Genomic DNA, 12,605 nt, shown 5'->3' with positions numbered 1-12,605 from the left:
AAGCCCTAACTAAAGGGCTTTTATTGAAGTTTTATGTATTAATTACTTTCTAACTTTATTTCTTGCAGATTTTTTGAAATCAGATTTAGGACCAACTCTTGACATTGCGCATCTGAATCCGATATAATCAGTAGCCATATCTTGTGGAAAATATCTTCTTTGAGCTGGATCTAACCAATATGCTCTATCTCTCCAAGATCCACCTTTATATACTCTAACATCATCATTAACTAAAGTTGTTCTCTTACTAGATTTATCATAAGCACGAACCATGTTTCCAATACTATCTGTTGAAACATTATGCTTTGGAGAATCATACATTCTTTGCTCATCTTTTAATTTTCCGTCACCTTCTTCTGAAGAACCAAAATCAAAATATCTTGTAGATTGTTTATCACCATCTCTGTAATTTCTATGGTCACTCTTATCAAAATTTTGTCTCAAATAAGTTTCATTATCATCAACAGGAACTTGAGAAATTTGACCTGGGAAGTTTCTTGCAACAACTTTTCCATTTGGTAAAGTATCAAAAAGTTGAGTTTCTGCTGTTACCAGCTCAACTTTTCCATCTTCACCAATTTTATTTTTCATGTAAACATTTCCTCTAAAATAGTTGAAATCATTAGCTTCATCATCAACAATAGGTCTGTAAACATCCGCTACCCATTCTGCAACGTTTCCTGCCATATCATACAAACCAAAATCATTTGGAGCATAAGATTTTACTTTATTAGTAATATCTGCGCCATCATCTGACCAACCAGCAATTCCACCGTAATCACCTTTACCTTGCTTGAAGTTAGCTAACTGATCGCCTTTGATTTGTCTTTTACCAGCACGAGTGTAACTTCCTGACCAAGGATATTTCTTTTGTCCTTTGTAAATATTATATTCTCTTTGACCAACGTCTGCCGCAGCAGCATATTCCCATTCTGCTTCAGTTGGTAATCTGTATTCAGGTAAGATAAGTCCAGAAGATCTTTGAGCATAAAGATTTTTTGGCTCTTGAGTTTCTCCTTTGGCATTTTTTACACCACCTTTTCCTTTTCCTTTAGAATTTCTTTGTCCTTTTAAAACAATTTCTTCACTACCACCATAAGTTTTTGATGGAGCAGCAACATATGTTTCAGTACTAAAAGTAGCATCAGCTTTTACATCAGTAACTTTTGCATCTTTTTTCAAATAACCTTCTCTTTCAAGTACAGACTCATTTACACGGTCAGTTCTCCATTTTGAGAATTCCGTAGCTTGAATCCAATTAACTCCAACTACAGGATATTCAGAATAAGCTGGATGTCTTAAATAGTTGTTAGTCATTGTTTCATTATATCCTAAACGATTTCTCCACACTAAAGTATCTGGAGACGCTCCTTCATAAATGTTTCTATAATTTTCTTCTTCTGGAGGAAAAACTCTTTTCAACCAATCCAAGTACTCCATGTACATCATATTAGTTACTTCAGTTTCATCCATGTAAAAAGATTGAACGTGTTGTTGATTTGGCGTGTTATTCCAATCATGCATTGGATCATCTTGAACTTTTCCCATTGTAAAAGTTCCACCTTCAACTAATACTAATCCAGGACCAGTTTCTTGCTTTTTGAACTTAGAAGCATACTGAAAACCGCCTTTTTTGTCATTAATTTTCCATCCTGTAGCTTGAGAACCGCCTTTCGAACTTGACTTTTTGCTACAACTTGCAAAACCAACCATAATTACTAACACTAGTAACACTCTGATTGTCATAAATTTGTTTACTTTCATACTCTTAGTAGGTAATAAATTTTCGAGGCGCAATATAGCAATTAACTATTAATTTGCAACATCTTTTATTAATTTTTTCCAAAAAACCATTTAACAGGTTTATTAAGTCATAATAACGTATCATTGTTTTATTTATTGTACAATTGTGTAATAATAATTAATTTTACAAACTTTGTAATATTTATTAAAATATTACGTTATACACTATTAATGAAAAAAATTGCTATTTTAATTATATTGTTAGTTAATTTCCTTTCTTATGGACAAGAAAAGGAACGCATTGTTGTTGACTGGAATGAAAAGAGAGAATATTCTTTTGGATCATACTCTGTTAATATTCCACAGTTTAATGCGGCTAATATATTTTTTGACAACTACAATAAAGAACTTTTTTTTAAATTAAAAAAAACATCACCATCGTTAATAGATGAAAAATCACTAGTTATAAGTGATGTTATTTACGAATCCATTGACGAATATAGTTTGGGTTCAATTTCACGAACTTCAATACCAACTTCTGTAAGAGCTACATTAAAAAATCAAATTGCAAGAGATAAAATTTCTATTCTTTTAACTTTATCTCCAATAATTAAAGACGGAAATAATTACAAAAAAATTAAATCCTTTAGCTACAGTTATTCTTTGACAAATAACTTGAGGAGTTTTGATTCTACAAGTAGTATAGCCGCCATAGAAAATTCTGTTTTAAGTACAGGAAAATGGTATCGTTTTTATATTGAAAAATCAGGCGTTTACAAGATATCAAAATCTTTTCTTGAAAATTTAGGAATTAAAACTTCTTCATTAGATCCAAAAAAAATTAAGGTTTATGGAAATGGAGGAAGAATGGTTCCGTTGAGTAATAGTGCAGATTACCCTATTGATTTAACTGAAAATGCCATTGTTGTTGTTGGTGAAGATGATGCAAAATTTGACTCTTCTGACTATATTTTATTTTATGGCGAAGGAGTTGATAATTGGAGTCCAGAAAACAAAACTAACTTAAACCTATACAGTAACAAATCCTATTATTACATTAATGTAGATGGACTTGATGGTAAAAGAATTTCTGAAATCTCACAACCTACAGGAACTTCATCTACAACGATAACTAGTTTTGATGATTTGCAATTCCACGAAAAAGACCTAAACAATATGGGGAAACTTGGTAGAGTTTGGTTTGGCGAATCTTTCAGTTCAGAAAACGAACAAGAGTTTGAATTTACTTTTGAAAATGCTATAACATCTTCTCAAGCAAGTGTTGAAATTCATGTAGGCGGAATTTCCTTTGTCGATACAAATTTTGCAGTTAATATAAACGGACAATCTCTAAGTCCAATTTCAATAACTGGAATTGCTGAAAACTCTGGAATTGAAGCAAATCACAATTATTTATTTTCAAATATTAATGCATCCGAAGATTATAATGTTAAAATTACATACGACAATAATGGCGTTCCAGCATCAAAAGCATATTTAGACTACATAATTATTAGAGCTAAAAGAAATCTAACAGGATATAACAAACAATTTAGATTTCAATATAATGATGCAAGTTCATTGACCGGCATTGGTGAATATTCTATTTCAAATGCTGCAAGTATCAGTCAAATTTGGGATATTACTGATATTTATAATGTTGGAAAATATACAAATTCTGGCGCAAGCAATTTCTCATTTAAAACAACCTTAGGTGAAATTCGCAAATTTATAGCAGTTGACCCTAGTGATTTTTATACACCTTTAAAGGAATCCAAATCATCTGTAGCAAATCAAAATTTAAAAGGAACAATTTTTAATGATGGTTCTTCTAGTTTTAAAGATATTGATTACTTAATTATTACTCCAACAGAATTTAACTCACAAGCAGAAAAACTTGCTACTTTCCACAGAAATTATTCTCAATTAAATGTAAAAGTTGTTAATCTTGAAAATATTTATCAAGAATTTTCTTCAGGAAAACAAGACATTGGAGCCATCAGAAATTTTGTTAAATATGTTTATCAAAATGCGTCTCAACCAAGCAAAAGAGTAAAATATTTGAATCTGTTTGGAGATGCTTCTTACGACTTTAAAGACAGAATATCAGGAAACACAAACAATGTTCCTATCTATCATGCAACTAACAGTTATACATCGGGTGAAGCGTCATTTGCATCTGATGATTTTTTTGGTTTAATGAATGACAACGAAGGTGATGTTGAACTGACAAATGGCGATGTCGATATTGCTGTAGGAAGAATGATTGTTTCGTCGACTCAGCAAGCTGAAGAAATGGTTAATAAAGTAATTGAATATCATGATTTGAAATCTTATGGAAACTGGAGAAACAATTATGTTTCTATTTCCGATGATTCTGATAAATCTTCTGATGTTACATTACAATCTAAACAGGATAATCTTACTAATGTAATTCATACACAAAAACCATTTATTAATTACAAAAAAATATTTTTAGACTCTTATCAACAAATGACCACTGCTGGTGGAAGTAGATATCCTGAAGCAAAAGAAGATATCAAAAACGCCTTTGAAAAAGGAGCTTTAGTTTTTAATTATCTTGGTCATGGTGGTGAGGACGGACTAACTGGAGAACGTATTTGGGATAAATTTGATGGTTCAAACTTTAACAATCAATATAAATATCCATTATTTATTACCATAACTTGTGAGTTTTCAAGATTTGACAACCCTTTACGACCTACAGCAGGAGAATATACTTTTTGGAATCCAACAGGTGGAGCAATTGCCATGTTAACAACTATACGCTCTATAGGTCAAGGTTCCGCAGAAATTTTAAACGACAAAATAGCCCAAGAATTATTTTCTTACGGATCAGATGTTTATCCATCAATTGGAGAGGCATTACGATTATCAAAAAATGCAAGTTTTAATAATTCATCCTCAAGAGTAGTTTTACTTTTAGGCGATCCAGCTTTAATGCTTGCTATCCCAAGACCAAGAGTAGTTTTAACAAAAGTAAATGATGTTGCTATTTCTGATCCAATAGTAGATTTTCAAGCACTTGCTTATGTAAAACTATCGGGCGAAGTTCGTGATGAACTAGGGAATTTAATACCAACATACAATGGCGAATTAGCTGTTAACATTTTTGACAAAAACTATTCTAAATCAACTTTCAATAATGATGGAAATAGTCCCTCTATGAACTTTACAAATCTTGGAGAAACTATTTTTAGAGGTAACGCTTCCGTAAATAATGGAAAATTTGAATTTGGATTTGTAGTTCCAAAAGACATAAAAATTCCTGTTGGAAATGGTAGAATTAGCTTTTATGCAAAACGAAATGAAATTTTACTAGACAAAACTGGTTACAACACTGATATAAAAATTGGCGGAATAAATACTTCAGCAGTAGCAGATAACACTCCACCAAAAGTTCGTTTATACATGAATGACGAAACATTTATTGATGGAGGAATTACAAATCAATCTCCTTTTTTCCTAGCATTTGTTGAAGATGAACACGGAATTAATACTGCAAGTGGAATTGGTCACGATATTGTAGCCATTTTAGATGGTGACGAAAGTAATCCCTACATCTTAAATGATTATTACGAAACAGAATTAGATGATTTCACAAAAGGAAAAATTAGATTCCCATTTAGAAATTTATCAGTTGGTTTGCATACAATTACGTTCAAATGTTGGGATGTTTATAACAACTTCATCTCAGCAGAAATTAAATTTATGGTTGTTGGTGACGAGTCATTGACATTGAAAAATGTTTTAAATTATCCTAATCCGTTTGTAAGTTATACCCAATTTTGGTTTACTCATAATCGTCCATTTGAACCCTTAGACGTTCAAGTGCAAATATTGACTATTACCGGTAAAATTGTAAAAACAATAAACCAATCTGTTATTACAGAAGGATTTCTTTCTAGAGAAATTACTTGGGATGGAAAAGACGATTTTGGTGATAAAATTGGTAAAGGTGTATATATTTATAAGCTTACAGTAAAATCAACTCTGACAAATAAAAAATCAGAAAAAATTGAAAAACTTGTAATCCTCTAATAAAATACTATATTTGTTTAATTATTTTTTGAAAAAAATTAAGAATGAAAAAGATTTCAATAGCGTTACTTTTATTAGTAACAACTCAAATTGTAAAAGCCCAAGATAGAGTAATAACTACAGGTGTTCCGTTTCTTCTTGTAGCTGCTGATGCACGAGCTGCAGGTTTAGCAGATCAAGGTGTAGCAACATCAGCTGATAATTATTCGCAACAATGGAATCCTGCAAAATATGCATTTGCATTAGACAAACAAGGGTTTTCAGTAAGTTATACTCCATATTTAACTCAACTTGTAAATGACATTTCATTAGGTCAAGTAAATTATTATAACAGATTTGGTGCTGAAGGAAGAAGTGCTTTTGGTGTTAGTTTACGTTATTTTGGTTTGGGAGAAATTGAACTTAGAGAAAATTTTGACGATGTACCAAATATTGTAAAACCAAATGAATTAGCTTTAGATGGTTCGTACTCACTTCAATTAAGTGAGCGATTTGCTATGGCTGTTGCAGGAAGATATGTTCGTTCCAATTTAAAAATTGCTGATGCAAGTACTGATGCAAAACCAGGAAGTACTTTTGCTGTGGATATTGCAGGTTTCTTTCAATCTGAAGAAATTGCTTTCAATGAATTTAATGGTAAATACCGTTTAGGATTTAATTTTCAAAATTTAGGACCTAAAATTAGTTATGACAACGATGAATTTAGTACAAACTTCCTACCAGCAAATATGCGTTTAGGTGGAGGTTTTGATTTTATTTTAGATGAATATAATAAAGTATCAACAAGCGTTGAATTTACTAAATTATTGGTACCAACGCCACAAGATCCAGATTTAGATGGAGATGGTACAATTACAACAGAAGAAAGAAATGAAAATAATGAAAACTACAGAAAAATTAGTTGGGTTTCAGGAATTTTCAAATCATTTGGAGATGCGCCAGATGGTTTTTCAGAAGAGTTAAAAGAATTTACTTACTCTGTTGGAGCTGAATATTCATATCAAGATTCGTTTGCAATGCGTTTAGGTTATTTCAACGAAAGTCCTTTAAAAGGAGCAAGAAAATTTTTCTCACTTGGAGCAGGTTTTAAATACAATGTGGTTAAAGTTGATGTTTCTTATTTATTTTCAGCTTCAAAAGTTAAAAACCCATTAGAAAACACATTACGTTTTTCACTTACATTTAATTTTGGTGATAAGTATGACGAATATTAGAATTTTATAAATTAAATAACAATCCAAATTTCTTAAAGGAATTTGGATTTTTTTTCCTCTATATATAATGAAAGAAATAAACATTAACACTACAATTTCAGTTTTCAATGGGATTAATGAATTACCGAGTGAAATTCAATCTTTAATGAATCAAGCCATTGAAACTAGAAAAAATGCATACGCACCTTATTCAAAATTTAGAGTTGGAGCAGCAATATTGTTAGATAATGGTAAAATTGTTTTAGGTTCCAATCAAGAAAATGCAGCATATCCATCTGGCTTATGTGCTGAGCGAGTTGCTATTTTTCAAGCAGGAGCAATTTATCCAAATGCCAAAATTATCAAATTAGCAATCACAGCAGCATCGGACACAAACCCAACCTTATCACCTATTCCACCTTGTGGCGCATGCCGACAATCCATTGCTGAGTATGAATTTAAACAAGACACACCTATTGAAATCTATTTTATGGGTGAATCAGGCGAAGTATATAAGTCAAATTCAATAAATAATTTATTGCCACTTTCATTTGACAAAACATCCTTGTAAGCTATAACGATATAGTTGACATTTAAGAATAAACAGTTATTAAAAAATGCTATTTTAATTCTGAATTATTTTTACATCTACTATCAATATCTTACTTTTGCTTCCGAAGTGTCGGAACACTAATTTGATAATTAGCAATTGTGATACGATTACAATATATTTAATCAACGTAATTCATTAAAAAATGAAACCAATTACAAAAGAAACTTACCTTCAATGGTATGAAGAAATGCAGTTTTGGAGAAAATTTGAAGACAAATTAGCCGCTGTATATATTCAACAAAAAGTTAGAGGATTTTTACATTTATATAATGGTCAAGAAGCAGTTCTAGCTGGAGCAATTCATGCCATGGACTTATCTAAAGACAAAATGATTACAGCTTATCGTAATCACGTTCAGCCAATAGCAATGGGAGTTGATCCTAAAAAAGTAATGGCAGAGCTTTACGGTAAAGTAACAGGAACTTCAAAAGGAATGGGTGGTTCTATGCATATCTTCTCAAAAGAGCATGGATTTTATGGTGGTCATGGTATTGTGGGCGCTCAAATTCCAGTAGGTGCTGGAATGGCATTTGCTGATAAATATTTTGAAACTGGTGGAGTTACCTTAACTTATTTTGGTGATGGTGCTGCACGTCAAGGTTCACTTCACGAAGCTTTTAACATGGCTATGAATTGGAAACTTCCGGTGGTATTCATTTGTGAAAATAATGGATATGCAATGGGAACTTCAGTTGAAAGAACAGCAAATCATACTGATATTTGGAAACTTGGTTTAGGATACGAAATGCCTTGTGGACCAGTTGACGGAATGAATCCTGTAAAAGTTGCTGAAGCTATGCAAGAAGCAATTGACAGAGCTCGTCGTGGTGACGGACCAACTTTTTTAGAAATGAAAACGTACCGTTATAGAGGTCACTCTATGTCAGATGCTCAACTATACAGAACTAAAGAAGAAGTTGAAGAATACAAAAAAATCGACCCAATTACTCAAGTACTTGATATTATCAAAGAAAAAGGATATGCAACTGATGCAGAAATTGAAGCAATGGACGAAAGAGTTAAAAACTTAGTAGATGAATGCGAAAAATTTGCTGAAGAATCTCCTTTCCCAGAAGCACCACAATTATACGATGTGGTTTACGAACAAGAAAATTATCCTTTCATTCCTCATAGATTATAATTATGGCAACAATAATAACAATGCCTCGTTTGAGCGATACTATGACAGAAGGAACTGTTGCAACATGGCTTAAAAAAGTAGGTGATACAATTAAAGAAGGTGATATTTTAGCTGAAATCGAAACGGATAAAGCTACAATGGAATTTGAATCATTCAATTCTGGTGTTTTATTACATATTGGAATTGAAGCTGGTCAAACAGCACCTGTAGATTCATTATTAGCCATCATTGGAAAAGAAGGCGAAGATATTTCTGCTTTGTTATCAGGTGGTTCTTCTACTCCAAAAGCTGAAACTACTCCTGTTAATGAAACTCCAATAGCTTCTGCTCCTCAAGTAGCAGTAGCAATTCCTGCAGGTGTAAAAGTTATCACAATGCCACGTTTAAGTGACACAATGACTACTGGAACAGTTGCAACTTGGTTGAAAAAAGTAGGTGATTCAGTAAAAGAAGGAGATATGCTTGCTGAAATCGAAACTGATAAAGCAACTATGGAATTTGAATCATTCAATGCAGGAACTTTATTATTTATCGGAATTCAAGAAGGTGAATCTGCACCAGTTGATAGCGTTTTAGCAATTATTGGTCCAGAAGGAACTGATATTACAGGAATAGCTGAAAACTATTCAAAAGGTGGTGAAACAGTTGTTCCAAAAACTGAAACTACTGCTCCAGTTGCTCCATCTCAACCAACTCAAGAAGCAACGAGTTCAGATAATGGAAGAGTTTTTGCTTCTCCATTAGCAAAGCAAATTGCAAAAGATAAAGGAATTAATCTTTCTCAAGTAAAAGGTTCGGGAGAAAATGGTAGAATTATAAAAAGCGATGTAGAGAACTTTACAGCTTCGGCATCAGTTACTTCACAATCGACTTCACAACCAGAAGTTTCAACTACAACTCCAGTAAAACCATTTGTTCCAGCAGGAGAAAATTATTCAGAAAAAATACCGAATTCTACTATGCGAAAAGTTATCGCAAAACGTCTTTCGGAATCGATTTTCACAGCACCACATTTCTACTTAACAATTGAAGTAGCAATGGACGAAGCTATGAAATCTCGTGCTACTATAAATACAGTTCCAGATACCAAAGTTTCATTCAATGATATGGTTATCAAAGCTTGTGCTATGGCATTAAAAAAACATCCAAAAGTAAATTCACAATGGGCTGATGACGCAATAACGATTCATCACCATGTAAATATTGGAGTTGCTGTTGCTGTTGAAGATGGTTTGGTAGTTCCTGTTTTAAAATTTGCAGATCAAATGAGTTTATCTCAAATCGGTTCTACTGTAAAAGATGTTGCTGGAAGAGCAAAAAACAAAAAACTACAACCTGCAGAAATGGAAGGAAGTACTTTTACAGTTTCTAATTTAGGAATGTTTGGAATAACTGAATTTACATCAATTATAAATCAACCAAATTCAGCTATACTTTCTGTAGGAGCAATTGTTGAAAAACCTGTAGTAAGAAACGGACAAATTGTAGTAGGAAACACTATGAAAGTTACCCTTGCTTGCGATCACAGAACAGTTGATGGAGCAACAGGTGCGCAATTCTTACAAACGTTAAGAACTTACTTAGAAAATCCAGTTACAATGTTAGCATAATAACAAAAACTATATTAACAAACCTGTTCAGAAATGAGCAGGTTTTTTTTTGAGCGAAAGGTTTGGGCATTTTAGGGATGGTAATTCCTGCTTTTCGTTACAATCTCTTCGAGGATTTCCACTGCAATCAGGGCTAGATAGGATTTATATTGAATAAATATAAGACTACTAAGAACTACCTTTCTTATTCTTTTCTTCAATCCATTTACTCATATATTTAGTACTAGAAAGCAAATGATGTTGTAAAATAGAACCAATAAAATTATTATTTCTATGTAGTTTTAAATTTCCAGAAATCAAATTAATTTTAATGACAAAATCTTTTTCAAAATATTCTTTTTTAAAACGTTTTTCTATTATTTCAAATCCATTTTCTTGAAATTGTTGCCACAATTTTTCATTTTCATAAAGTTGAACAGCCGCATCTACAAAATCAACCGGATTATCTTTCACAAAACCATTCCAATCAAAATTTCCAGCCATAGCCTCAGCACCAATAGATGAAGTTATACTTGGAGTTCCACATTGCATTGCTTCGAGTAATTTACCTTTTATTCCTGCTCCAAAACGAATTGGAGACAAAACTACTTTAGCATTTTTTATCACTTCTAAAGCATTATCAGCTCTACCATTAATATAGAAATTTTGTTTTGGTCTATTTAACTCCAAAACTTTTTGTGAAGGATAAGCACCATAAATTAACATTTTAACTTCAGGTAATCTCTTGTTTAGTAAAGGCCAAATGATTTCCGACAAGTACTTCACACAATCCCAATTCGGTTCGTGAAGAAAATTTCCAATAAAAACAAAATCATTTCTTTCTGTAAAAGGTGGAATTTCATATAACCGCTCTACAAAAATTGGCATATAAAACAATAAATCTTTTGAAACCTTAAACTGATTTTGAAGTAATTCCATTTCAAATTCCGAAACCATCAACGATAAATCACAACGTAAAATACTAGCAATTTCTCTTTTAGCAACATCAGCAAATAAATCATCTAAAGTGAATTCCCTATTTTCTTTAACAGCTAATTGTCTTGCTTGTCTTAAACAATGCAAATCCTCAGTATCAAGTATTTTCATTGCGTCAGGACAACTTTCAGAAACTCTCCATCCAAACTGCTCTTCCACCATAAAACGATCAAATAAAACAATATCTGGATTTAATTCTTTTACAAATTCATCAAAACTTGAAGAATTCAATTCAATAGTTCTTACCAAAACTCCTAAAGATAAAATATCTTCTGAAAATTCAAAATTTTGTGCCGTAGTGGCAAAAGTTATTGCATAACCATTTTTCTTGAATAGATGAATTAATTGCATCATTCTACTACCTGCTGCTGAAGATTTAGGTTCAGGCAAAACAAAGCCAATAATTAATAAAATTTTAGATTTTAGCATAATATCAAATACAATTACAAAGAAAAGATTTAATTTTACAAGAAATTAAAATTATACAAAAATGTTAGGTCTAAAATTAAAAACCGACCCAAGATGGGTAACAATAGTTGAATCAAACATTGAAGAAATTCTAACAGATCATGCTTGGTGTGAGCAAAAAGCAGCCACCAACATTATAACAATAATAACCTATAATTCAGAGCATGAAGAATTAGTAACTGATTTATTAGAAATAGCCAAAGAAGAAATAGAACACTTCCAAATGGTTCACAACATAATTAAGGAGCGCGGATTAAAATTAGGCAGAGAAAGAAAAGACCATTATGTGAATGAACTTTTCAAGTTCATGAAAAAAGATGGTAGCCGAAATGACTCTTTTATTGATAGATTATTGTTTTCGGCAATGATTGAAGCAAGAAGCTGTGAGAGATTTAAAGTATTATCTCAAAATATTGAAGATAAAAAATTAGCTGAATTCTACAGAGAATTAATGATTAGTGAAGCAGGTCATTACACAACCTTTTTAAAGTTTGCTAGAAAATATTCTGAAAAGGTAGATGTAGATAAACGCTGGGCTGAATGGTTGGAATTCGAAGGAGAGTTAATCTCTAATTACGGAAAATCTGAAACCGTTCATGGATAGGTTATTAGCATTTCAAAAATTATACAGAAGCAATATCAACATTTAGAGATATTCTTTTTTGATATATTTTCTACAACAAACAAAAAACCCTATCCATATTGGATAGGGTTTTTAAAAAAGAAGGCGGCGACATACTCTCCCACAGTTATGCAGTACCATCTGCGCAATCGGGCTTAACTTCTCTGTTCGGAATGGG

General features: G+C 32.0%; 8 protein-coding genes. 6 read left to right on the top strand and 2 right to left on the bottom strand.

Going from position 1 to position 12,605, the window contains the following annotated elements; genetic code table 11:
- Window positions 1–42 precede the first annotated feature (42 nt).
- Window positions 43–1,764: a gliding motility lipoprotein GldJ gene (gene gldJ / locus Q0049_RS10945; protein WP_298119645.1), complete on the bottom strand. Its 1,722-nt coding sequence runs from the start codon at window positions 1,762–1,764 to the stop codon at window positions 43–45.
- Window positions 1,765–1,974: 210 nt separating this feature from the next.
- Here gldJ and porU point away from each other — a divergent pair, with 210 nt between their 5' ends.
- From porU to Q0049_RS10920, 5 genes are all read left to right on the top strand, one after another.
- Window positions 1,975–5,805: a type IX secretion system sortase PorU gene (porU, locus tag Q0049_RS10940; RefSeq protein WP_298119643.1), complete on the top strand. Its 3,831-nt coding sequence runs from the start codon at window positions 1,975–1,977 to the stop codon at window positions 5,803–5,805.
- A 44-nt stretch (window positions 5,806–5,849) separates the two neighbouring features.
- Window positions 5,850–7,019 carry a type IX secretion system outer membrane channel protein PorV gene (porV, locus tag Q0049_RS10935; protein WP_298119642.1) on the top strand — a complete coding sequence of 390 codons (1,170 nt, stop codon included), beginning with the start codon at window positions 5,850–5,852 and terminating at the stop codon, window positions 7,017–7,019.
- Between the two features lie 67 nt (window positions 7,020–7,086).
- Window positions 7,087–7,569 (top strand): cytidine deaminase, encoded by a 483-nt coding sequence (gene cdd, locus Q0049_RS10930; RefSeq protein ID WP_298119640.1) that lies wholly within the window; start codon window positions 7,087–7,089, stop codon window positions 7,567–7,569.
- A gap of 184 nt (window positions 7,570–7,753) precedes the next feature.
- Window positions 7,754–8,752 carry a pyruvate dehydrogenase (acetyl-transferring) E1 component subunit alpha gene (gene pdhA / locus Q0049_RS10925; RefSeq protein WP_298119638.1) on the top strand — a complete coding sequence of 333 codons (999 nt, stop codon included), beginning with the start codon at window positions 7,754–7,756 and terminating at the stop codon, window positions 8,750–8,752.
- Between the two features lie 2 nt (window positions 8,753–8,754).
- Complete coding sequence (locus tag Q0049_RS10920) at window positions 8,755–10,362, top strand: pyruvate dehydrogenase complex dihydrolipoamide acetyltransferase (protein WP_298119637.1); 1,608 nt, start codon at window positions 8,755–8,757, stop codon at window positions 10,360–10,362.
- Between the two features lie 168 nt (window positions 10,363–10,530).
- Here Q0049_RS10920 and Q0049_RS10915 read toward each other — a convergent pair whose 3' ends face one another.
- Window positions 10,531–11,766: a glycosyltransferase family 4 protein gene (locus tag Q0049_RS10915; RefSeq protein WP_298119635.1), complete on the bottom strand. Its 1,236-nt coding sequence runs from the start codon at window positions 11,764–11,766 to the stop codon at window positions 10,531–10,533.
- 61 nt (window positions 11,767–11,827) lie between these two features.
- Here Q0049_RS10915 and Q0049_RS10910 point away from each other — a divergent pair, with 61 nt between their 5' ends.
- Window positions 11,828–12,409: a tRNA-(ms[2]io[6]A)-hydroxylase gene (locus Q0049_RS10910; protein ID WP_298119633.1), complete on the top strand. Its 582-nt coding sequence runs from the start codon at window positions 11,828–11,830 to the stop codon at window positions 12,407–12,409.
- Window positions 12,410–12,605 lie beyond the last annotated feature (196 nt).

Source organism: Flavobacterium sp. (assembly GCF_027484205.1).
In the GTDB taxonomy this organism is placed as follows: domain Bacteria; phylum Bacteroidota; class Bacteroidia; order Flavobacteriales; family Flavobacteriaceae; genus Flavobacterium.
This window is presented reverse-complemented; position numbering and strand designations above follow the sequence as displayed.